The following is a 23966-nucleotide window of genomic DNA, read 5'->3' as shown; positions in this document are numbered from 1 at the left end:
AAACCTTCCTTGATTTTTAATAATTTAAAAATTATTTCAATGTAGAAAATGCAGTATAGACAGCATTCTCAATTACACATGCCAATTGACATAAATTGGTTTGTTCATCCATGGATACCGGATAACAGAACTGGAAAATGGAGAGCTTTTAAGAAGAATGTCGTACCCTCTTTTTGTAATGGTCAACTCCCAATTATCTTCAAGCTCTTTCAGAACGCCATCCCGGACCAACCAGCTACCACGAAATCCATCAGCTGAGTTGCAGCCAGACTCAGGCCAGTACTCCATCATCGCTCCAAGCAACCCGTCTGCCAGAGATTTTTCATCTTCTGATAAGTCAACGGCTCTGGGGATAGCTTCCTGAAATGGCATGCCACAGAGTACTTTATTTAATAACAGGTGATGTTCTTCAGTATCTGTCGCGCCCGTCACTAAATATTGTAAACAATGAATGGCCTTCGCCTGGCTACTCCAGTCGATAAATACAGCACTGTCATCACCGGACACCAATCCCAATCGTTTCAGATACATAACCAGATAACTCTGTAACAGCACTATTCCGGCATTGGACACTTCTATGACTTCGTTTTCACTGATTTGCATGGAAGATGGCGACACCGTCGGGGGATCGGTGTGAGTTAATTCAATATCTAAAAGATCGATTTCAACAGAGCGTCGAAGTTGGTTATTCCCCATATCAGATATAAGTTCACGAATAACACTATGGTTTGAGCTTATTCCTGAGAGTGACTCTTTCAGACAAGATTTGATATCTGACAAAATTCTTTCTTCCGAAACCTGCACTCCGTTGAACTCATGCAACCAGTTTTCAACCAGAACAACAGTAAGACTCTGCTGTAGTACCCGAGCATCAGATTGATTTATTTCTGTATTGATCGTATTCAGGATCTGTTCTGTCAGAAATTGCAATACAGAGGACCAATGACTTTTCCGTCTTCGTAGCACTTTAATCAATTGCTTGAGATCAATATGCGCACAAATACGCCAGATTGATGTTTGCGGCTTATTCGTATCAGATATCAGTTTAACGAATGTATCCGGATTATTTGTCAGTATGCTTTGAAGTTTACTCTTTATATCAGCAACATCCGGGCGACCGGAAACAATCCATTCCGTAATAAGATCAGTCTGGACTTTTGACTCTGGATATACATATGACTGCGGTTCTTCTAAATATTTTTCATCTTGAGAGATAGTATCCGGATAAATACTTTTCGAGCCAGGCGGGGTTATTCCTAAACCCAGCATGCATTTATTTAATACTTGCTCTTTAATCCTTTGAGCTGAAAATGAAGTTTGTGAAGAGAGGCGTAACCGGATTAATTTTCCAACAAGTATATCGTCGACCTGACGGTAATCGACTGACGAAATATTACTCTTCACAGCCCTTAGTTCATCGTATATTTCCCTGCGAAGAGGCAGATATTCAGCAGAAATTCCGCCACTAAATACCGTTAACCGATTCTGGATAGAGGTGCAATTTTTCAACCGGATAAGTTGAGGTATATACTGATCCAGATTAGCAATCAGTATGCTCTTCAAAATACGATCCCATTCCTGTTGTGATACACTGCGAAAAATCCGATTTAATACATCACAATCTTTTGACACACCATGAGCACTGCTTCCAAACGAATCCGTACCATCAATAACTCCCCGTACAACCTCTGACTTTTCCGATAGAGAAAATTCGCCAACCTTACTAAGATCTATCGTATCAATTCTGGATTCATTTCTTTTGAAATGACTTCTTTTAATTCCAGTTCTTCGATTAATGACCCTTGGGAAATATTGATTATCAACCTGAGCCTCTGATTCTCTCATCAAGTCCTTCAGAATGGCTTTTACGGGCCTGGATAAAGATGACAGGCGGAGCAATGACTCTGAATTTATATCCCGAATAACTGCCTGATATGACAGGCCACTGGATATTGCGACCCCTTCAAGCCAGGTTTTTATGATTTCCTGGCGTGATCGCCCCCTTGATTGGCAAATAATGGAAAAGGCCATCTGATAGGCGATCATTGTAAAATCAGTGCGATTAAAACCACTTAATCCTGATTTTTTCTGCCAATCAGGGAACAAGTGAATCAATTCATTCAGCTCAGAGCATTGATTCTTAATCTGCTTTTTCAGACAAATCTGAGACTCTTTTACCCCTAACATTTCTACGAAGTTGACGAACAATGCCTCTTGCCTCTTTTCAGACAACGAGGCTATCTTTTGTTGTATCAGCCTGATTACGATTTCAGGCTTCTTCTTTACAAAGGCGAGTACAGGGTATTCCTTATCAGCATCCCCCTCTTTTGCAGAGATTGGCCAGCTGCCGTGATCAAGAAAGTGTTCTATAAGTGAGTCATATCCCAGAGCTAGTGATCTGGAGGAATCAGCCTGCTTCGGTTTCTCTTCTTTCTGTAACCTCAACAAAATTCGAATTAGTTCACTTTTTTTATGAAGAGTAGAATCCTTGCGTATGAATTCCAGCAACATTGAAAGCAAATACGAATATGAAATTCCCTGTTCATGACTGATATCGGACAACGTATGCTTTATAAACTGAAGTCGGTTAAACTGGGTACCGCTATCATTAAGAAGGTAGGCGAAAACAATATCCCAAACAATATCAGCTTCTTTCTTTTTCTCACTCACACTTTTCTCAGTGTTCAATGTGTGAGCAGATATAAAGTCACCATCATCAGGTGCCAACAGGTAGATTACTTTAATGCGTTCGGGCCGGTCGAACTGGCGTATTAAATGGCGTCGGACAGATTTCTCGCGCGCGTAGCGCCTTAATACTCGAACTAAAGTCTTTGAATCCTCTTCGGCCAAATCGAAGATAGCTTCATTCAAGCTCAACTCTCTCTTCAGCGAAGATCTCCCATTCCCATAGTGGACATGAGCACGTGCTTTTTTATCAGCCAGCATTCTGATGAGAACGTCAGCCGCTGTTGTGACAGCTGTTGAGCCTTCCGGAGTCACAGCCTTAAACCAGGAATTCAACGAAATATTATTCAGCATTCCATTCGAAACAATATCCCGTTGCTCAGAGCCTTCACAGCACTCTAAAAATTTCTCGATCATATTGTCATGATACATAGCGAACTTTTGCGACAGACTGATTAACAGATATTGATTAAGGAAGTGAAGACTCAATGTTGTCGCCCTGTTAATCAACAGGAATTCTGCAGCACGTTGCCACAAATATTCATTGAGCCTGGCTATATCTGTTGAAAGGATCCTGTACTTTTTGTTCAGTGAACTTAACAGATTAATCTGACTTTCTATTGCCTCATAGTAATGTGAACCAAGATGGCGGACGATATGCTGGCTGCCGTTTTCTCCACATTGCCATAAAACCCGCCTGCGTAACGTTCCCCGCCCCTGTATTTTTCCCACAATAGTCCGGATAAAAGCAGGATCACTATCCAACTGCTTGTTTAATGCATCGCGAATACTGTCACTGCTTCGGTACCACCAGGGGGCCGTACCTCGCTCAATAAACCAATTCACTGCGTTCTTTTCGTCAGAGCGCGAATCATCTGACGTAAGTTCAGACTGCTCGAAGCGATCTTGAGAGATTAAGCGTTCCTGCTGAGCAATTTCAGGGGTAGCAGCAAAACCAGTATGTAGTCTTACATGCTCTTTCAAAGCGGACCGCAGCGCTTCTTCTACTTTTTCTGGCAATTGTGTATTCAGATCGTCAAACCGGATCATTCCCAGGTCCAGTTGCAGAGAGTCTATTCGCCAGCACTGGTTGTCCGGAAGAATATCTTCAGCACACCGGGTAACCATTTTCTGAAATTCTGGTTGTGTCCAGCGACTGAGAAATTGCTGCAAGGCAAAGCTATAGTCTTCGTCGTCGATAGACGTATCCCAACGGCAACGTGCAATCAGCCCTTGGTTGGTCATGTGGCAGACCCTGATTCTAAAGCTGAGATATTGGACAGCCTTTCAAGTAGCTTACGCGCGTAAATGACTGTGTCTTGTTTTTTAACACCAGTGGCTTGCGCTGTTTTTATCTCAACTAAACTGTTTCGCCAATTGCAAAAATCAGGCAAAAATTCAATCAGGTACTCATGAGATACAAAATGAATCTGATTGTTGATGTTCGCAGGCAAATAAAGGTTTGTAATGCTTTTCAGTGAATGGCGAAAGTCAGGACTATTAACCTGCTCGAGGTATTCCGGAAACAACAGTCGGGTATTGAGGAAACAATCTGAAGCCTTAATACCACTTTCTTTTACCTCATCAGCGGTCATTGACGAAGACTTCAAAAGTAGAATCATTTCAATAAATACAGACCCCTTGCACTGCGTACCAAACCAGTGAAGCTGGTCAATGTGCGACTGGTACAGGTGTTTATCCGGACTGCCTGAACCTACTGGGCATAAGGTGACCAGCTTACGTTCGGACAAATAGACAATATGATGGCTGTCACTGGCTTCTACACGGATATTCAGGCCACTATTTCCGGCGAGATCATCGGCTTGACTGCTATCAAATACTTCTCCAGAGGTGGCGACTTTAATCCAGCTTAAGAACTCTTCGCTTGCTATCAGCTCGAGCAATACCCCAGCCACAAGCTGATATTGGATGCACAGTCCGGTAAGAATGTTTAGACGACATTCAAAAGCTGAAAAATTATCAATATCTGCGGGTGCAAGCTTCTCCCGGCACTCCAGCCTCGCGGCATCCAGCTGCCCATTAACGAATGGGTAGAAGCCAATCAATTCTTCATTATTGTCATCAATATCAATTTTTTGGGCTATATCCGAATTTTCAGATACTACTGCAATCGCTTTTTTCAGATTTTCTCTTGAAGGATAAGCATCGTGTAAAATGGGTAGCAGGCTATATAAATCTGAAGCGGAAGCACCGTCAGACAATAAATGTTCAGCATACTGCCTGGCAACCCGATAACGCCCTGGCTTAATTAAAGGTTTCGCTGTTAAATAATTAAAACCACGGTTTCGGTGGTATCCCAACAAGGCGGAATTCTGCAACCAGATTGACTTAATAAAAACGGATGTTCGCTCTTCACTTTGCAACCCTGCGATCGCGGGTACTATCCTGGCGAAATCCGCCCCATTTTCACCATGGCGGGCAAGCAAATGATCCAGGTTCCTGTTACGGAAAAAATCATCATTATCTGCATACAGATCTGCTGAAAGAACCTCACGATCTTGTATTAAATCGTCGATGCCACTGATACTGTCCAGTGACCCGGTTGCATACGCAGGTATGTTTTCACCGTTATCACTCATTCGAAAAGAGAGCAGTTTGGGAATATGCGCAAGCTGGGCGAATTGATCAGCAATCAGGCGATCACACAGAGTCAAATATCCTTTCAGCTGGCGCATTTGTGCAACCCGATATGGAGACGCACTGGCAGGTAATCCATTAGGACCGGTAGCATATTGTTGAGGAAAAGTATTCTGAACAGAATAATACTCGCCAGGATTTCGATACTTTCCTGCTGGAACTTCTTCGGTTACAGCGACGGAAGAAACGGCTTGAACATCGTGCAAAGTTCTCTGAACGTATCCTTCAACCGAAGGATGTTCAGGCACCTGGACTACAGAGCCGTTTTTCAACAGTTGAAATGCTTCGGGGTCGAGCTTTATACGCGCTATTTCAGCACGTCCAACATCCAACACTGTAATAGCTTGTTCATCCTTCTGTTCCTGGTGAGAAACAAACGCCAGATTATTTACAGCTAAAACACCTTTAATGCTCATGATACATACCGCCAGATCTGAGCACCGTATTTGTTTGTGTTGGGTAGTGTGAGGAGCTATATCACCTGACCAGTTATTTTCTAACAGAGGACCATCATAAAATGCTTGCGATTGCTCTTCTTCAGCTAAGTTTTCAGCTTGTGAAGATTCAGATATAGCAGGAAGTACAAAGTTATTGATTGCTTGTTGAAGCGCTTCGCGAACCTGATAAGGGTCAGAAGCTGCATCCAACAGAACCTCTCCATGCAGGGTTACACTCTTGGGCTGGAGAATATTGAATTGCGAAAATAACGTTGCGATATTTCGTTGCCCTGCCAATAGTACACTCACGTCTCCCAATAGCAGCAGCCGCTGAGACAACGGCAGATCCTGATAGGTGGCCAGAGAAATTGAGTAGCTTCCGGTGTATTGATAGTTGGAAGGTTCTGTATCGGCTTCAGCTTTCCGTTCCATTTTATGGTCCGGCGGAATATCCTCATTTGTAGTCAGGCAGTCAACATAAACTCCCCCAATCATAGGAAAAGCATCCAATATCACTTTTGCTACATCGTGATCGGTGACAGGGTTAGTTAATAATGCTTGTTCAGGAGTAAGAAATTGATCTTCAAACTCAATTTCATTGTTTCTATTCGAGAGAATGTCTTCTACAGAGAAGTCATTGCAATAACCCAGCTCAGTCAGGCCATAAACCAGCTGCTCTAGAACAGTGATTCCCGGGTCGCTTTCATTAAAATTACTCCAGCTGCCATCGAAGTAGCGCTTGATCTCCTCCATTGCTTTGGCTTTTTGGTAGGAGAAATCTGAAGTGATAGGCAGATCGCCTATTTGGATAAAATCAGCAATGGTGTTTTCAGAGGTCATCTCAATACCTCTTTATGTTGCACATTGTAGGCGACGTTCCTGATTGTAATATCCGAGTCAACAACCAGCACGGCATCCTCACGATCCGGGTATAAAACCTCCTCCGGCCTTTCTTTATGATCGATTTTTATACTGAGGGAAATGACTTCAGAGACGCCAGGATGCTTACCAATCAGTCCCAGGATATCTGCTCGCCGTAAACCATTTTTCAAGTCCATAACCGGCTCATTCTGTTGGCACCATGGAGATAAATACGCATTAATAACCTGAGCTAGCTGTTCACAGTCTTGCCTGGAGCCATACATTTTCAGAAAGCGGACATCGGCTTCAATTCTCACGGGCTGTTGTTGCATATTCAAAACCCGAATTTTACTGCAGGAAGCAGCCTGTTGCTTCAACTGCTCTTCAGCATAACTCAGGCTATCGGAGCCAACCCTTGGAGGCATACCAACAATGCCATCGTCATGACTGCCAACAACAGCAACGGCAATATCTGACGCACCATCTGAAGGTTTAAAACAGTGAGCCATATATAGCTGTGGTAGCAGATTCATACATATGACTTCAAAATCATGACGACTGACAGCCCGGCCACGATGACGAATTCGCTGACTCATTTGTTGACGAAAACCGAGTTGATCTTCACTCGCCCGTCCGGCAAATGATGGAAACGGCTGTTTTACCGACTTAATTTCAGGGCACTTCTCATTGGTTTGATTAATTTTTTGCACTGATAGCTGAGGCGCTTCACCTTCCTGAAGCCCGCTTGGAAAACTGCGCCGCAGCCGTACCACATTAGTATCAATTAAAACAGGATTCCCTCGTACGCTGCTCATTGATGGATCTACGATTGCAATCTGATACCCCGCGGAAGCAAAAAGCTCTGATTGTGAAACTGCATCAGACGGCAAGATAAATGACATTATTCCGGTATTGATCAAACCATGCGTTTCATCATTGTCTGGAAGAAAGCGCTTCCAGCCAGCCTTGGTCATATAGTAAAAGTCCAGCGAGTCCGCCCCGTAAGACTTTTCTGTCTCCCAGGCGGACATTTGAAAAAACAAACTGAAAGGGCTTCCAGGATTCAGCTTCTCTAATCGCACATAACATACCGCCCTGTCTGATACCCGGGGAAAAAGTTCAGGAAGCGTTGATGCTGACGTTTGATCAGATGGCAAATAGTTCAGCTTATCAACCGGCCTGCGGTTATCGAATACAACATATTCTGCAAAGGTATTCTGATGGAACAGCTGCAATGGAACGTTATTGGTGCCGCCTTCAGAAACATCGTTGAAATCTATCGTACATTGACTGCTATAAGAAACCTGTATGCTGTTGGTCTGAGGCGTCCAGGGTTGAGGAGGTGGTCGATGTGGAGCAGGAGTATTGTTATCAGATGATTCTGCCCCTCCCTGTTTATGAGCCATAGCGAAGGACCACTCTGCTACAACCGAAGCATACATAGAATGCCCAAAGCCCTGGTTAGGTGAATCCAACCTCATCCGAAAAAGATATTTTTTGCAGCTATTATTCAGCTGGTCTTCATTCACAATGTGGGGTTTACAATAAACGGCACCTTCGTCTGCAATCAGGAACTCCGAGTACTTCTCGTTGACGCTATCTTCATTAACCTGAAGATTGCTGCCAGCAAGGTTATTAACGTCCTGCTGTTGAAATAAACTCACTTCTTCTGTTGCAGCACTACCCTTCTCTTTATGGATAAGTGGTAATGGGTTCCAGCTATCGTTCTTTAAGCATTGCGCACTGACCGTAAAACACTGATTAGAAAAAAGAGTGTCTTTAGAGTCCGATTTCAGTATCCGGTTATAATCAAAATAATATTCTGAAAAGCTCTCTGGGATATTATTCCAACGAAAACTAACAGTTAGTGATGTCAGCGGTTTGATATACATTTCAGGAAGGTGAATATTGAAGGTATCACCAACCTCGGGAACCGGACCAAAAGGCATCGCCAGATGATCAGATTTTATTGGCCCATGATCATTACTGACCTTCGCCAGAGCATTATTCACTGTCACATCAATCGAAATTTTAGCGATCGATATACTTTTTCGTAAATCAACAGAATCACTCGATATAACCCTAAGCACAGGCCAGTCCGAATTGACCGATTCAGGGCCTTGTTTTCCTCGGCATATGGCAGGGAACTCCGGCATAAGATTAATTGTTAGTATTAGTTTATTATCAGCCTCCAGATTCCATTCAACATCGGATACAGCCTGCCATCCGGTACTAGTGGAAAGCTCAACAAAAAAATCGTTATCTTGTTTCTTTTCACCCGAGATCTGTGTACTTAAATCTGTGAGTTGCGTTTTCGCATTAACGATATCGTCTGATAACTCAAAGGAGACAACGATTTCACGCTGCCCGCTGTACAAACAGAATAAGGGGGAAGCAATTAATATCGCCGGCTTAGATATATCCCCCTGATCACCATTAAAAAGGTTAATTCCTATATCCTGAGTAACAGAGCTCAGTCGCTTATGACCTTTGGCACCGGCGTAGCCGGATGCATCCTGAACATACAACCGGTAGCGTGACTCAGAATCAGGACGATAACTGACGGTGGAGATGCGGGAAATATATGCCTGGCTTATCACCTCAGGCTTAATTGTCTCAAATAAAACGGGTTTCTTATTTTTGTATGTACCGGCTTTGAATGTAAATTCTGGCTTCAACTCAAGCTGCTGATATTGAGGTTTCAATGCAAGACATACATAGACTTCATCCGGAATTTCTGCTGATGGTCGGCCATGCAAAATTTTCTGATAGTAAAAATCCAGGTGTCTGTCGCTGAAATGATTAATCTGATCAGTATAATCATCCAAGCGCTGAACCAGTGCTATCAATAATGATGTATCCGGGTATCCCTGGAACCCTTGCTGTAATCGTTTAAAATTCGCTTCAGCTTCGAGCGTTGTATTCACGTAGCAGCGATAAACACGGTTATGTATTTGTTTCAATAATTCCAGGCAAACCATTGAGTCTGAGAAGTTATAAGCTGCCTCGGTTTCGAAAGACGTCGAAAACACCGAGCTAACCTCTCCTGCATCAGACCAACATTCATACACCATCCGGAGATCAACATCTGTAAACTCCCTGGCTGAATCACACTGATCGTTCAGAAAGTTCTGTAGCGACAGAAACGATGATAATTGTGGAATCAGTTCGCGATAAAGCATTGCCAAAAAGCTATGTGCCAACGGTTGCTGCATATGATGTATATGCAACACCGAGAACCATTCATGCATATCAGCGAATAACCGGGCAACCAGTTGGCTAAGCCGGTTTAGTTGGCTGGCTATGCCTGGAGCCAGCGTTTTCACTTCTGCTTGCAAAGCTTCGCTACTCAAAGCATTTTTATGAGCCTTAAACTGTTGCTCGAGACGCTGGCTAACGCCAAGGAATTCGTAACAGGCAATACGATGCTGATTATTACTAAGCCAGGCTGAAAGAATCAGAGGATCTTTCAGTAAAAAAGGCGCCCAATTTCCATTCTTCTTATTATCGCTGTCATAAAAGTTTACTTTACGACTAAAGCCGACCAGAAATTGCAAACGCTTAAGCAATGTGCGGGCGTCCAGCCGGGCATGACTGGGCTCCAAAGCTGCTGGCACCATCGAATGACGCAATAGCATTACATCACCTGATTACCGGAGCAACCAGATTAGTCCCTTCGATGTCAGAGAAAGGATAAACATGATTGTGTCGTGTATTGGTTTTCCGAATCAGGTATTCGATTGAGATATCAAGTCGGGTACCTTCATTCTCATTCTGCTGAATTAATACCTCTAATACGCGTATACGTGGTTCATAATTCAGCAAGGCCTGCTTAACAGCACTAATGATTTCTCCCTTAAGGTGACCAGATAAAGGCTTAAACAAGAAGTCATTAAGGTCAATTCCCCACTGAGGTAAAAAACTTCTTTCTCCCCTTTGTGTTCGCAAAATAATATCGATAGATTGCTGGATATTTTCTTCTCCGGCAGTCATCTGCAACTGATTATTCGCAATATTAAACGTAGGTGGAAAAGACCAGCCACTTCCCCAAAATCCCTTTTCCCTGGTCACAGCTATCCTCCAATCATTACCGTAAATGCGCCAAGCATAATAGTCCCGCCATGGGCGGTCTGATCTCCCATTCGCGCGGCTGGAACACCACCAATCATCACGGTCGAAGAACCTTTAACAATACTGTCCGGTGGTCCAACGCAAACCAACATATCTCCCACTCGTGCAGCAGGCATTTTTTCGATAAGGACGGTAGGCTCACCAGGCCCGCTGATTGGACCTCCAACATGTGGAATCGGTGGTACAGCAGGGGTCACCATCGGGCATGAATGAAAATCGGTTAATCGGGCAGCGGGTGGCATAAACACATCCTTGTTTATCAAATAAGTCGAAAAATCAGTTAATCATTACCATCGCCCCTTTAAGGGACAACTCCGTTCCACCTTGAATTTTAGCGGTAGCACTGCCTTCAAGAGACAGCTCAGCATCAGCACTCTGTTTAACATTCATGCCTTTAATCGCAACGTCACCACCAGATGCTTCCTGAGACACACCCTGATCACCTTTTAGTGAAACTTTTTGTTCTGCCTGAAGTGTGATGTTTTTACTGCTTTTAATCGTAATGCCGGAATCCCCCATCACCAGCGAATTCCCATTCTGATCTTCAATAGCTACCTTTTTATTTTTATCATCAAGAACAACACTGTTATTACCCGGTGTCTTGACAGTAACGACTTTATCTTCATCGTTAAACAGGAGCGTCAGGCCCGCTTTAGTTACAACTGCTTTTTTGCTGTTTTTTTCATCAGGAGTAAGATCCGACTGGGGTTTGTGTTTGCCACTATAGACCCCACCTAACACTACCGGGAAACACGGGTCGTTATTAAGGAATCCAACCACAACCTCATCACCCACTTCCGGGTAAAAAAAGAAGCCAGCCCCATCGGATGCATAATCCTGGATTAGCCTTGCCCAAATGCCATCATCATCGGTATTAAACATAGGAAGATTAATCATGATGCGAAAACCGTTATCCGGGTCATCATGAATCTGCTTTACCACAGCACTGCACAACCCACCTATGCCGGGCAGCAAACCAGACGCCGCTGGAGCAGAAATATCGCGACGGGTTTCAGTGAACCATTCAGCGGATAAACCTAACTCAACCTTACTTGTCCATGTACCATCTTCAATAGAGTGGGTCACCGCAGAGATTAAATGATCGCCATCAAAACGAGCTCCGGTCCCACCAAGTGTAAGGTAACAGCCAACTTTTAATTTCGGGTTTCCATGTGTAACGGCAGTGGCGTTCACCTTACTGTAAGTACATTTCACCATTCGTGCTGCTGACCATGATTTAAGATCATCCGAGCTAACCTGACTCATGGTTAACAACCCAGGATCTTTGCTGCCCACTGCGTCAGCAATGTCCTTACTGGACAAATTCCCCGGGCCTGTGCCAGCAGGTTCACTCTCTGATTCTATAACTTTCTGGCTTTCCGGATCCCAGGCACTGGCCTTCATCGACGCAACCTGACCAATGGAGTTAAGATCCGCAGACAATTCCAGCAGATCACCTTCAGCATCGACAGTAGCTACCGAAGTAGTATCTGCATCCGGCTTAATGGCGGAAACTTTGCCATTTTCATTTACTACGATCAGACCGTTTGCCTCAGCTCTAGTGACTATAAAATCCCAATCACTACAGTAATATTGCTGCAGTAATGGTACTTCTACGGATGTTTCTGAAACACTGGCAGTCAACCCTGAGTAGTTACCGATTATTTTTGAGATAGCAGCACTGTCTTTTATTTTTTGAAAGGTCCCGTTTTTTCGTGCGGCCGCCATAAGGACAGCAGGATCCTTACACTGTACCGTCAACATGGTTCCTTCTTCTGAATCAAGGCTGATACTCTGTGAGACGACAATCCCACTAAATATAGATTCTGTTTGGTTACTGTATCCGGCTTCAATTGAAAGCTTTTTACCCGGAATAAACAGATCAGAAGCACTAGCCGGATATTTTTTATTTACGCTGTACTCTTCTTTCAAAGTGATTACGGCAGAACTGATACTATTAACTTGTTGATTGATCTCCAGCGAACTTATCTCGTATTCATCTGGTATCTGCTTGCCTTCAACCTTAACCAAATAAGTAACAATCCCTTCGTCAGCCATGTTGCCTCCCTGACGATTGGTCTAATGGAGGAAATACCAAATTGTTATTGGGCTTCAGCCTGCGGAAACGATCAAGGTCATTAAAACGTGCAAGTGGGATACATAAAGAAGCATCCTGGTAAGTCTGATAAGCCAATGCAGGTAGATCATCTCCCTCGACAACTGAGATCATATGGGTCATATCAGGAGAGTTTTTTCCCTTCTTTTTCTCCGCTTCCTCTGGATCGACATAGGAAGAAAATGAAAGCGATAGCCTGGCACGGAGGGGCTTTCCACTCGGTGAAAAAAGCGTATAGCTAACCTTCATATCGTTTAATACACCAGAGAAATCTAAACCCTCCCCCCAGCGTATAACCACAAAGTTTGGCCGGTGAATACTGCCATTGTACTCGTATGCAACCTGTTTAAAATCTTTAAGTTCTTTTTGCAAGTCAGTTCTTTTCTGATCAACAATTCCAGTACAGTCCAATAACAACTCAAAACTCAGGTCATCACCAGGAGTACTGGTATATTCAGGGGTCCCGCCAACAGAACCAGGAGCTGATTTATCGTTGTAACTCACGGATGAATTCAGATTAAACTTTTCGGGATTGAGCATCACCGTATAGGTATCACCGGTTTTCTCACTGAACTGGCCATTCTTATAGCCCGTTAGCACCATTTTTTCTAATGCCCCATTTTGTACCGCCATACCTTCACCTTATTACCGACTACGAAAGCCTGTGGTCGCCTTTTTACTTATCCGGCTCATACATTCCCGAACAATATTATGTTTAAGCCTGCGAAGTTCTTGCTGCGAAATCGAACCAACCTCTTCACGGGTCTTGATTTCTGTTTTGATCACAACTTCCCGAATCTCAACAGTCATTATATTTTCTCCACCAAGAGATTATAAACAGGATCATGCCTGTCATTTTTTAATATCAAAGTACAGATACGCTAACTCTATAGTTTCAACAAGTAAGCTTCCTTCCTGAGAATTAAGGTCACTGGAAGAATATTTGATTGGGTAGGCTGATTTAAAGGTCCAGCAAAGCGCAGGTTTTCCGTCAGAATTCTTCAGCTGAACCTGTATATCTTTGGTACAGATAGCTTTCGTCAGGCCACCATCAATTACGCTACTACACCAATCTAAAAGGCCTGATGATTTTGAGACAACCGCTCTCTTAAGAATTAAATTATTATAAGAAGATCCAGAGGGCAGCTTGTATTTGAAACGATTTTCACCGCCACAGACAACTTCTTCAGTCTTCATTTCTTTCTCAAGACCGGAAATTTCCTTGAAGTCGGCTTCAAAGAAGTTTACCGGATCCAGAGCCTGAACAGTGAAATAAAATCCAGACAGAAAATCAGGCATTCTTCACCGTCATATACTCATGAGCAATTTCTAGTGTATCGACAGCGACAGAACTATCATCCGACTTAAGATCAGTTCCGGAAATTTTAGTCGGCCAAGCATTGTGCAGCGTCCATTGAACAGTGACTTTTCCATTCTCATCCAATAGTTTTATCATCACAGTACGCCGCTTAATGGTGTTCATTTTTATTTCGTTCATCCATTTCCAGAATCGATTGTCTTTTACGAAAACACCACGTTTCATCGTCACATTACCGTATTTTGCAATTCCCGGCATTTTCTCAACAGAAAATAACTTACTATTGCTCTTTCGGTATTCAATAACCTGCACTTCTTTCTCCATTCCGGAAACTTCCTGAAATGCAATACCCTTTAACTCTTTACCCAAGTCCACTTCGAACCGGAATTTCGGCATGGGCCAGGTTGCGCCTTCTTTGCTACCATCATCAGCCATAACAATGTTCCTTTTGTTGAATCAAATAATAAAACGAAATCAGAATGATTTTAATCAGCCAGATTTTGCCATTTCTTGTTGGAAAGTAATTTCAATAAATTCAGCCGGCCGTACAACAGCAACCTTTACTGTAATATTCATATAGCCGTTTAACAGGTCTTCCGCTGTCATGGTCGAGCCCAAACCGATTTCAACCTGAAATGCTTCGGCCGCCGATGCTCCCTGCAACCCACCTTCCTTCCAAATCGATGTTAAAAACCCACTAATCATAGATTCTACAGCCGACCATGTATTTGCATCATTGGGTTCAAACACATACGCCCTGGCTGCCAGTTTTACCGACTGTTCCAGAAAAGTCATCGTGCGCCTGACGGAGACATAGCGCCAATCCTCGCTGTTACCATCCAGCGTTCTCGCCCCCCAGACCAGAATGCCCTGGCCGTTAAAAAAACGAATCGCATTGATGGATTTCCCTGAAATCGCATCAACATTCAGATCTTCCTGCTGATGATCGTTAAGGAGCAGTGGTAAACCTGAAACGCCAACCATGCTGACATTAGCTGGTGCATGCCAAACGCCCTTTTCCTGATCATTCACGGCATAAATTCCTGCCATACCACCACATGGTGGTAGGACGTTAGCGTCATTTGTTGCGTGCTTTATAATCAAGGCGTAATGTTTATTAGCATTCATTAAAGCCGTATGCAGCTGCTTATTCGTCATATCATGAGATTTAGGGCTCTCAATCATTTCCAGTAACTGGGTTGACACTGGGTCGCTGCTTCCGGAAGGGTTAATAATATCCGCTAACTTACTGACATCACCACCAAACAGAGACGTAAAGTCTATTTCTCCTGCTCCCATGATGGTGGTATTAACGAAAGGATAATAAGCGGTTCCATACTTAAGTCCCTGGGACCCAGTACTATTACGGAAGTTCTGAATATCATTCGGGAACATCACCGGATCAGGTGCACGTCCTCCAATAACATCAAACAGACAAACCACCGTTTGCATTTTTTCCGCCTGTAACAACATCAACTGCATAACAGTTCCGTTTTTATCGGCAGGCATAAGAGTCGCATCCGGGCAGTAGTACATCGTCGGCTCTTGCTCGAACATCAATGGTTCCAGACCTTTCTTTAAATCTGCTAACTGGACATTTGGGTTTACTATATGGGTATCTTTACTATCCATTGGTTTGCCTGCGATATCACCATAACCGCCGACTGAAACAATGTAAGCATCACCACCACCGTTTTCGAAAAACAAGCGTATTGCGTTATACATATAGTAAATTGTGGTCGGATCTGGCAGCACTGAATAATACTTGCCTCCGATAGCGACATAATCGCCACTTTCTGGCTTCACTTTCTGAGGAACCAGGTAATACTCCGGTTGGTATTGCTTAACCGGGTCGGCTGGCAGCGCAGGATCTTCCAGCATGTATATGGCTTTAAATTCGGAGAAAGAAGAAATTTTCTGCGCTTTATTTCGATACGATTTCCCTTCGTATTCAGCTTTCGGTGTATATCCAATAAAAGCCGGTACCGCTGTCGCTATCGGTACTACGGAATTAGGAAATCCGTTTGCTTCGTTTATATAAACACCTGGAGTTTTAGCTGTGCCTGGCATCCTGTTGCCCTCTGTTAATATGACTTAAATGGTTAGACATACACAAACATGTCGCAGCATGCATGTGCCTTCCCATTATTTTTTCTTACAGAAAAATTTCCCAATATCGGGTCCGGTAAATTTTTAATCAGCGTATCTCTTCTTACATGCCCTGTAACTGGGTCTTCAGGATCTTCGGCTACTAACGATAGTGTTTCACCCTCGGAAGTAACCAACGGCATAGCAACATACCCGGAATGTAATACGCGATACTCTTTTCCGTTTATTAGCTCACTGCATTCTTCACTATGAAATTTAAAACCTTCCGACGAGAGAATACTGATAGACTGCTGACGAATACGCCCCTGATTTTCAACGTAATAGAATCTCGGTAACTTTCGCTCAGAGATTTGCACAGAGTATGTATTAAACCCACGCATAACATCTTCTTTCAGAATGTGTGGAAATATCTCTACCCGCAGCAGGAAATCGCTTTTGAAACCAGGTAAAACTTCACTACTTAGTGTCCTTGAGCTCTCAGAATCATTAGCATCAACAGGCTTATCTGATTTAATTTTATTGCTAAAAACAAGGCTCTTTGGCTTGTCATCACCTAGGTCCGTTGCTGCATAATAGATGGATGAATCCCCGCAGATATTAAATACAAGAGCTTCCTTCCCTAACAGCTCATCCAACCTTGAAATGAGTAAGCCTTGAGGAAAGTCACCTAAAGAATAAATCCCGATACAAGTGCAATCTCCGGACTCCTTGTACGTCCGAACCACCAACCCATACTGATTAAAAAGAGACAAAGTTGATGCATCACACAGGCATTCAAAATGTTTGAGGAATGATGCTCCAAAGTAACGGTGGCAGAAACGAAGGCTCATTAAAGGAGTTCGGTTATCCATGAGCAGATACCTCAGCTCTTCGCACCCCGTGACTACGGTGATTAATTACATCGCCATCGATAGTGATATGACTGGCACGAACAACGACAGATGGCTGATATTTAGCGCCAATAGAGCTCCAAAGATTATGCATGTTGAAACAAGACTCTGACTCAATATCAAGGCGTAACTGATTTTTGTCGTTAAAAGAATCCGAGCTGCTATTTAATGATAAAGAGGGATTTTTTTGAAAGAAACTCAGGATAGCACCGAGACAACGAAGGGCTTCATCGTACTCATCAAAGTCAGCGACACACAGTAATTCCATATTGAAGTACATAGCTGGCTGAGTTGATACCATACTACCGTCAACTGCTGCGGCAGGCCGATTATAATATTGACTGTTAGTTTCTTGCGAAAGATTGATCAGGCAAAGAATAACCTTATTGCTGTTACCCGCCGGACGCTTTCCGTCCTGATCGATGATGCGATTAATGACGACAACTCCCTCCTCCAATGAGAAGAAATTGGACAGGAACCGATCAAGAGAATCCTTTATTAGCTGTAAAGCCAGATCTAACATACTCGCCATCCGTGCTGAGTTACATGTGCTTACAATCCTTTCGTTAATCCAGCGTAGAACACCCCTGTAAAAACGCAAGGTATCAATTAATAATCTTTATTATTAAGGGAAAATACCCGAGACACATACGACAATATCACTATTCTGAATATTTTTCGGATAGACACCAGCCGAGTCAAATAACATGTCTTCGGTAAATTCTCAGCATCACATATCTAAACCTCTATGCAGAAACCACTGTGGTTTTAACCTCTATCGCCCACATAAAGATTATAAGTAATTCTTCTGGGCACTCGCTTAGCCTATTCGAGAAAAATCGGGACATTATTACTATTCCGTGTTCTAAGAAATTTCAGTTCCATATTACTAACCCGAATAGAGGAATTAGCCTCTACCCTCAGTAAATATGGAGAAAACACACATGACACTATGCCCAAAATGCAAGTCAGATTCAGTTCATACAAAAAACACCGCTCGTAAACTTGCAGGAAAAATCGGTACCGCTGCCGGTGCTATAGGGGGTGCCAAAGCTTCTTACACCGGAGCCCAAATAGGAATGAAAGTGGGCGTGATCGCAGGCCCAGGCGGGCCAGTAATTGGAGGTATTGGCGGTGCCATTATCGGAGGTCTACTTGGTGCTGCTACCGGTGGGACCACCGGAGCTGCCGTCGGTAAAACTATCGACGAAAAAGTACTCGATAATTATCTCTGCAATTCTTGCTGGCATGAATTCAGCACCTGCGCATAAAACCATACATTAGAGGAAACTAATATGTCTCATTTAGTAGAAAGCATGGCATACGTCGGTGAAATGCCTTGGCATGAACTGGGTACCCGCTTAGAAAAAGGTATGCCGTTAGAATTCTGGGCAGATAAGGCCGGGTTAAACTGGGAAATTAATCGTAGCCCTGTGCTGTTCAATACAGGTATTGAAACTGATTCTCTCGGTTCATTCGAAGACAAAACCGTGCTCTATCGTTCTGATACTGGTGATGCACTATCTGTAGTTGGACAACGGTATAACGTCGTTCAACCACGGGAGATCCTCGAATTCTATCGAGACCTGACCGAGGTATCCGGTTTTGAGCTGGAAACAGCCGGAGTACTCAAGGGAGGTAAGAAAATCTGGGCATTAGCTCGTACAGGCCAATCCACCAGCTTGAAGGGCAATGATGTAACCAACGGCTATGTGCTATTAGCTACCGCGTGTGACGGCACGATGGCCACTACAGCTCAATTCACCAGCGTTCGAGTTGTATGTAACAACACTCTGGCAATTTCTCTATCTCAAGATAAAGAAAGCGCAGTCAAAATCCCACACAGTACTAAATTCGATCCAGAAGCTGTGAAGAAGCAACTCGGTATTTCTGTCTCTGGCTGGGATAACTTTATATATGAAATGAAAACACTGAGTGAGCGAAAGGTTTCTTTAAAAGAGGCCAGAGATTTCTACCATAAGGTTCTTATTCCACCTCAGTATGCAGGAGTAGAATCAGCTGGAAAGCACTCTATCGCAAAAGCCATCAATTTGTTTGAAGGCAATGGCAGAGGCTCACAGCTGGAGTCAGCACACCGTACCGCTTACGGGTTACTGAATTCCATTACGGAGTTCGTTGATCACGAGAAGCGAGCTATCAGTACGGAACACCGTATTGACTCAGCCTGGTTCGGCCATGGTGCGAACACCAAGAAGAAAGCTCTTGATGCTGCACTTGCGCTGGTGGCGTGACGAACCAAAATCGTTTAACGCGTACTTAAAGTATTCAACGCCTGTAATTGCTTGAGTGCAACACTGAGCAATTCTTCATCCATCTGCTTTAAAGCGATATGAGCTTCAGATAACAGAGTAACTTGCTTGCCGGAAAGCCCTCGGCTCTGGGTCACCCCCACCAACTCATCTAACGAACTGTCTAGCTTCTCTGCTAACAAAATCAGCATATCAACGCCAGGGTAAATAAGCCCACGTTCAAGCTTGCTAATTGTTTCAGATGACTTGCCAACCTGCTCCGCAAGTTGATCTTGGGTGAATCCAGAGGCCTGGCGTAACACCTTAAGACGCTTCCCAAAAGCCTGGTTTCGAAGTCGTTTGTCGTCGGTACTGTCATTGAGAGTTTCCATACTCGCAATATAAGTCCGGAACTCACCATCAAAAACGAACAGATCTGTTGAATCAAACAATCAAAACCAACATAATGATGCGAATATCTATAGAGAGTCGACCTAAAAAGACGACTGGCCAGGTATTACATCTCATCCAACTTAAGGACAGACATCAAATGAACAAGCCATCAACGGTACTAAAAGTAATCTCCGCCCTATTTTTATCTGCACTCATGGCAGCCTGTGGTAGCAGTATTCCAAACGAAGTTTTAGAAGCTCATATGCTCAGCAAATCCAAGAAAATGGATCAAGGGTATGTTGTAGACAAATGGGAAGTAACCAATGAATACAGCCAGGATATCGAAAACGAGGAGTACACCGTCATCGAATACGCTATCACCTATTATCTAAGCGATGAAGATGTAGCAAAGTTTGAGGCAAAGGGTTTCAAAGAGTACTTTGGCCGTGACATATATGCTCCACAGTTAGCAGAGGGCAGACTGTTCTTTATCCAGCGTGGCTCTAAGTGGTATTCAAGCCATCAAAACCTATAAAGAAAACCCCTCACTACAGAAGTAGTGAGGGGTTATTAAGCTCATCTTATTTTTTCTTCCTTCGACACTCAAAGAGGCTTTTACACCCCACTTCAGCACGAACTTCCTTTCATCCAACAAAGCAAGTAGCACCCACAAATTAAATCTTTAGACTAACCAAATTGGAAACTTTTGCCCCAACCGTATCTGAAAGCAAGAAAACTTTAAAACTTCAGATACGGAGCCTGCTCAACCGATTGCATACCCTCTGGTTTGTGTATTTTAAAAAGGAAAAGATAAATGAGTACCTTACCAACCTCTTCAGCTACTAATTTCTGCAAAGCTTTTATTGAACGCCAACTGGAGGAATTCAAGACAGAGCAGATTTGGATGTCCTCCTGGGACACAATGAGCCGCTTGATTGAACGCAGTGAAGAAATGACTGATGCCTATGAAGAGTTAATAGCCCGGTTCGGTTTTAGTGACGTTCGAGACCCTTTTGCCAATCAGGAGTCTAAAGAGGCCATTTGGTTGATTCTTGAGCATATTTGGAGCGGCCATGATTACAGCCTAGAAAGCGTCAATCAGGCGAAGGCCGAGCTAAAGGCACTAAGGCAAATTGATCATAAGGTTTCAGAGCTATCACAAGAATTATCAGCCGCGCTTCAAGAGCAGGAGATACTGTATGAGCAAAGTGGGTTTTCTCGTGCTAATTACCAAAGTATACCTGCACTGCTGGAGCTTGCGGGTTCTAACAACCCACGCTACTCAGGCTACGTGTCTAAAGCTATTAAGCCGCTCTCAGGACAATTTGACCTACGATACTGGCCAGACAGATCCGAAATGGTCTCAGCAATTGCAGAATTTGAACAGTCTCTAGATTCACCGACACACTACATTTTTACTGACGAAGTTTTAAATGGACGTGAATCAGTCGCAAAAGACTTTGTGATTAGTTTTGACAAGAGCTTCGAGATGGGAAATCAGCTCCCAGACGATTTCAGGTTTTCCAATAAGGCAATGGCGGCGATATTGAATGTTGTGCTGAATATTGATGCCGAGCACTTGTGTGACGACACGAATGTTCGAATTATTCGCCATCGATATAACTTATAAACCTTACCGGCTTAAGTGAGCTGCCTAGCAGCTCACCATCGGTGTAGGCGCCTCATCCCTCTCCGCAATTCTGGCAAGAATCCATTCATCCACCTCACTCTCCAGCCACCCCACTGAACGAGAGCCCAGAGGGATAGGCTTAGGGAAAGTATCTTCAGCAATGTACTTGTAGATAGTTGAACGACCCAATGCGGTGCGGTCCATTACTTCTTTAAGTTTTAAGATCTTCATGGTTTTTAGTCTTAGTAGGCTTAACACATGCGATCTGGTCAGTTAGTAATAAACGTCGATTTTTCATCAGCCTTCGCAAAGTACCCTACTGAAAACCTCATCTCGAACTGCATCCAAAATGCCTTACGCCCGCCCCGTACTGCTTAGTCTTCTGCTTTGCAAAATAACTGGTTCGATAATACAACGCGTCAAAACTATCACCGAAGTCAGAAGAGTTGATATTAAGGTGATAGATTGGGTTATCAGGGATATGAACTGCTCCACCAAGCCTACATAGCGGAACACCAATGGCACTCGCCCAGGCGGAGCGGATTCGATGGGTCAGATTTCCTCCAGCAGCATCGTATCTCCCCAAGTCGCGATAGGTATCGAGATTCAGTAGCAATAGAACGTGATAGTGCTGGCGGGCTCCAGAATCCTGCTCTCTAGTCCATATGTAACGCAGATGGCAGGGATGTACCCGCTTACCAGCCCGATCCTTAGCTTTAAGGTCAGCTTTGATTTGCGCTTTCAGCGAATCCACAAAACGCGAAATCACTGACTTGTCCGTTCTGGCTGCACAAGCTGGAAACCTAAGATCCACTCTTACCGCCATTGTGCGGGGATGGCACTGAATAGCTTTCTCAATGGTCCGCTCAATCTGGTCGAGATAGCGTTCATTCAAAGGACCATGATTCTGTATAACCGGCGGTCTGCTGTCTGAAGAAAAGGGAATTGATGAATCGTATTGATTGGTCATTGGTAGTTACCTTGTTGTGTTAGTACAAGGCATCAACCCAATGTGTATTTTTCCTCTCTCCAGCTCCTCAACTGCTTATGTATAAGTCAGCTGGTAATACTAGTTATAACCGACACCAAGAACGCTTAGATCAACCTACTTCAAGACCCGATACGGCTGCCCTATCGAGCTTTAGAAGCTCAAAATTCTGCTCTGGAGTTAGATAAATCTGTGGAAATCCTTTATTACAGAGGAATTCATCCATTTATATTTCACATTAAATTACCTTTATACTATCTTTTTATTATCTATTTATTACTGTGTAATTTTATGAAAGAAGATAGAATAAGTCGGATAAAGACCACTGTACCCATCATCTTCAAAGATGAGAATCCAGGCATATACAGCACTAACTTGAAAGAAGAAGGTTCAGCAAATGCCCAGTTAAAGCGCTTTGTGGAATCCGAAATAGAAGATGCAAAATCGCCTTCAGACTTTCCATGGCTAATCGAAAACGACGTAGAACGAACCTATGTGATCTGCCTACTCAATACCTTTCATAGAGGTTCACTGAAGCAAATAGAGGATGCCTTTGATAAGGCCATAAACGACGGACCAGCTAATAGGTGGAGACGAATCAAACGAGGACCCGCAGGACGAATTGAAGATAATGTCTTTCCTCCTGTTTCCAGTGAACTATTAAGCTCAATCGACTTGGGTGCCCACCCCATTAAAGATGCTGACATTTCAATATCGAGTAGCGCTGAGGATTTGTTCGAGGCTTTGGATACATTTCCAACACGATGGATCAACAAAACCTACCTCCTAAGGTATCTTCATTCTGAGTTCCGAAGAAAACAAAAACTCATTGAGTCACGGTCTACAAGCGCTCCTAATAGCCAGCCATCTCGGCCTAAAAGATCCCTGGACACTTTCAACCGTCTTAAGCCTAAAGACGCATCAGAAGAGTGGGCGGCAAGTCATTTGATTGACCACATTGACCGGTACTCTGATCACGTTCCAGCTTCAATTCTCCAAGCCCAGAATCATCTACAAAACACCGAGTATTCAACAAAGATGAGAGTATTGAACGCCATGCTGCGCTTATGGGATGCCAGTTACATTGAACGAGAACTATACGATAAAAATTTCAGCAACAATCTAGGGGTCAGACGCAATCGGGCTAAAAACTCCGGGCGGGTCGCACTAAGTACAAAAATTTCTCCCGAAAGTAAGACTCAGCTAAAAAAGCTCGCTACTAGAACGGGAAAAAAGCAGTACGAGGTTATTGAAGATCTTATTTATGCAGCTTTTCATAACAAGACCTAAATAATGACTACAAGGGGATAACCTGGGGGATAGCTTTCTAGCAGACATAAAAAAGCCCTGATAAATCAGGGCTTTAATAGAATTAGTGGCGGTGAGGGAGGGATTCGAACCCTCGATACCTTTCGGTATACACACTTTCCAGGCGTGCTCCTTCGGCCACTCGGACACCTCACCAAGCTGACTCAACGTCAGAGGCCGCGAACTATACGCA

Annotated in this window: 21 protein-coding genes and 1 tRNA gene; 5 read left to right on the top strand and 17 right to left on the bottom strand. The window is 43.6% G+C overall.

All coding sequences use genetic code 11. The annotated features are described in order from the left end of the window. Positions 1-72 precede the first annotated feature (72 nt). The 13 genes from ACOQOZ_RS03115 to ACOQOZ_RS03055 are packed head-to-tail and all read right to left on the bottom strand — an operon-like array spanning position 73 to position 17728. Positions 73-3930: a contractile injection system tape measure protein gene (locus tag ACOQOZ_RS03115; RefSeq protein WP_420590826.1), complete on the bottom strand. Its 3858-nt coding sequence runs from the start codon at positions 3928-3930 to the stop codon at positions 73-75. Beyond that, positions 3927-6620 (bottom strand): hypothetical protein, encoded by a 2694-nt coding sequence (locus tag ACOQOZ_RS03110; RefSeq protein WP_420590825.1) that lies wholly within the window; start codon positions 6618-6620, stop codon positions 3927-3929. Before ACOQOZ_RS03110 ends, ACOQOZ_RS03115 begins: the two co-directional genes overlap by 4 nt. After that, a complete protein-coding gene (locus tag ACOQOZ_RS03105; RefSeq protein ID WP_420590824.1) occupies positions 6617-10279 on the bottom strand; it encodes a hypothetical protein in 3663 nt (1220 codons plus the stop codon). Before ACOQOZ_RS03105 ends, ACOQOZ_RS03110 begins: the two co-directional genes overlap by 4 nt. A 4-nt stretch (positions 10280-10283) precedes the next feature. Beyond that, positions 10284-10712 (bottom strand): GPW/gp25 family protein, encoded by a 429-nt coding sequence (locus tag ACOQOZ_RS03100; protein WP_420590823.1) that lies wholly within the window; start codon positions 10710-10712, stop codon positions 10284-10286. 2 nt (positions 10713-10714) lie between these two features. Beyond that, on the bottom strand, positions 10715-11014 hold the full coding sequence (locus ACOQOZ_RS03095) for a PAAR domain-containing protein (protein WP_420590822.1): 300 nt from the start codon (positions 11012-11014) through the stop codon (positions 10715-10717). 34 nt (positions 11015-11048) lie between these two features. Next, entirely contained in the window at positions 11049-12830 is a 1782-nt protein-coding gene (locus ACOQOZ_RS03090) for a phage baseplate assembly protein V (RefSeq protein WP_420590821.1), read from the bottom strand. Further along, the gene (locus tag ACOQOZ_RS03085) at positions 12823-13521 is read right to left on the bottom strand and encodes a hypothetical protein (RefSeq protein WP_420590820.1); all 699 of its coding nucleotides are present in this window, start codon (positions 13519-13521) and stop codon (positions 12823-12825) included. Before ACOQOZ_RS03085 ends, ACOQOZ_RS03090 begins: the two co-directional genes overlap by 8 nt. A 12-nt stretch (positions 13522-13533) precedes the next feature. Next, positions 13534-13698: a DUF5908 family protein gene (locus ACOQOZ_RS03080; RefSeq protein ID WP_420590819.1), complete on the bottom strand. Its 165-nt coding sequence runs from the start codon at positions 13696-13698 to the stop codon at positions 13534-13536. 42 nt (positions 13699-13740) lie between these two features. Next, positions 13741-14187 (bottom strand): phage tail protein, encoded by a 447-nt coding sequence (locus tag ACOQOZ_RS03075; RefSeq protein WP_420590818.1) that lies wholly within the window; start codon positions 14185-14187, stop codon positions 13741-13743. Continuing rightward, entirely contained in the window at positions 14180-14641 is a 462-nt protein-coding gene (locus tag ACOQOZ_RS03070) for a phage tail protein (protein WP_420590817.1), read from the bottom strand. Before ACOQOZ_RS03070 ends, ACOQOZ_RS03075 begins: the two co-directional genes overlap by 8 nt. A 54-nt stretch (positions 14642-14695) precedes the next feature. Continuing rightward, a complete protein-coding gene (locus ACOQOZ_RS03065; protein ID WP_420590816.1) occupies positions 14696-16276 on the bottom strand; it encodes a phage tail sheath family protein in 1581 nt (526 codons plus the stop codon). A 32-nt stretch (positions 16277-16308) separates the two neighbouring features. Next, positions 16309-17166, bottom strand: coding sequence for a hypothetical protein (locus ACOQOZ_RS03060; RefSeq protein ID WP_420590815.1), 858 nt, complete (start codon positions 17164-17166; stop codon positions 16309-16311). Next, on the bottom strand, positions 17159-17728 hold the full coding sequence (locus ACOQOZ_RS03055; RefSeq protein ID WP_420590814.1) for a Pvc16 family protein: 570 nt from the start codon (positions 17726-17728) through the stop codon (positions 17159-17161). The genes ACOQOZ_RS03060 and ACOQOZ_RS03055 overlap by 8 nt, the downstream gene beginning before the upstream one ends. Positions 17729-18149: 421 nt before the next feature. On the opposite strand from ACOQOZ_RS03055, the gene ACOQOZ_RS03050 reads away from it, so the two are divergent. Then, the gene (locus ACOQOZ_RS03050) at positions 18150-18476 is read left to right on the top strand and encodes a hypothetical protein (protein WP_420590813.1); all 327 of its coding nucleotides are present in this window, start codon (positions 18150-18152) and stop codon (positions 18474-18476) included. A gap of 24 nt (positions 18477-18500) precedes the next feature. Beyond that, complete coding sequence (locus ACOQOZ_RS03045; protein ID WP_420590812.1) at positions 18501-19457, top strand: DUF932 domain-containing protein; 957 nt, start codon at positions 18501-18503, stop codon at positions 19455-19457. A gap of 14 nt (positions 19458-19471) precedes the next feature. Here ACOQOZ_RS03045 and ACOQOZ_RS03040 read toward each other — a convergent pair whose 3' ends face one another. Continuing rightward, entirely contained in the window at positions 19472-19846 is a 375-nt protein-coding gene (locus tag ACOQOZ_RS03040; protein ID WP_420590811.1) for a helix-turn-helix domain-containing protein, read from the bottom strand. A gap of 158 nt (positions 19847-20004) precedes the next feature. Here ACOQOZ_RS03040 and ACOQOZ_RS03035 point away from each other — a divergent pair, with 158 nt between their 5' ends. Then, positions 20005-20382 carry a hypothetical protein gene (locus tag ACOQOZ_RS03035; RefSeq protein WP_420590810.1) on the top strand — a complete coding sequence of 126 codons (378 nt, stop codon included), beginning with the start codon at positions 20005-20007 and terminating at the stop codon, positions 20380-20382. Between the two features lie 279 nt (positions 20383-20661). Further along, positions 20662-21477, top strand: coding sequence for a hypothetical protein (locus ACOQOZ_RS03030; protein WP_420590809.1), 816 nt, complete (start codon positions 20662-20664; stop codon positions 21475-21477). Positions 21478-21501: 24 nt separating this feature from the next. On the opposite strand, the gene ACOQOZ_RS03025 is transcribed toward ACOQOZ_RS03030, so the two are convergent. Together ACOQOZ_RS03025 and ACOQOZ_RS03020 are read right to left on the bottom strand one after the other, a co-directional pair. Next, positions 21502-21708 carry an AlpA family transcriptional regulator gene (locus ACOQOZ_RS03025; RefSeq protein ID WP_420590808.1) on the bottom strand — a complete coding sequence of 69 codons (207 nt, stop codon included), beginning with the start codon at positions 21706-21708 and terminating at the stop codon, positions 21502-21504. A 97-nt stretch (positions 21709-21805) separates the two neighbouring features. Further along, entirely contained in the window at positions 21806-22447 is a 642-nt protein-coding gene (locus tag ACOQOZ_RS03020) for an inovirus Gp2 family protein (protein WP_420590807.1), read from the bottom strand. Between the two features lie 309 nt (positions 22448-22756). Between ACOQOZ_RS03020 and ACOQOZ_RS03015 the strand changes: the two genes are divergently transcribed. Next, positions 22757-23755 (top strand): hypothetical protein, encoded by a 999-nt coding sequence (locus ACOQOZ_RS03015; RefSeq protein ID WP_420590806.1) that lies wholly within the window; start codon positions 22757-22759, stop codon positions 23753-23755. An 86-nt stretch (positions 23756-23841) separates the two neighbouring features. On the opposite strand, the gene ACOQOZ_RS03010 is transcribed toward ACOQOZ_RS03015, so the two are convergent. Beyond that, a tRNA-Ser gene (locus ACOQOZ_RS03010) sits at positions 23842-23929 on the bottom strand. Positions 23930-23966 lie beyond the last annotated feature (37 nt).

Origin of the sequence: Bacterioplanoides sp. (assembly GCF_965219715.1) — a bacterium.
Taxonomy (GTDB): Bacteria; Pseudomonadota; Gammaproteobacteria; order Pseudomonadales; family Oceanobacteraceae; genus Bacterioplanoides.
This window is presented reverse-complemented; position numbering and strand designations above follow the sequence as displayed.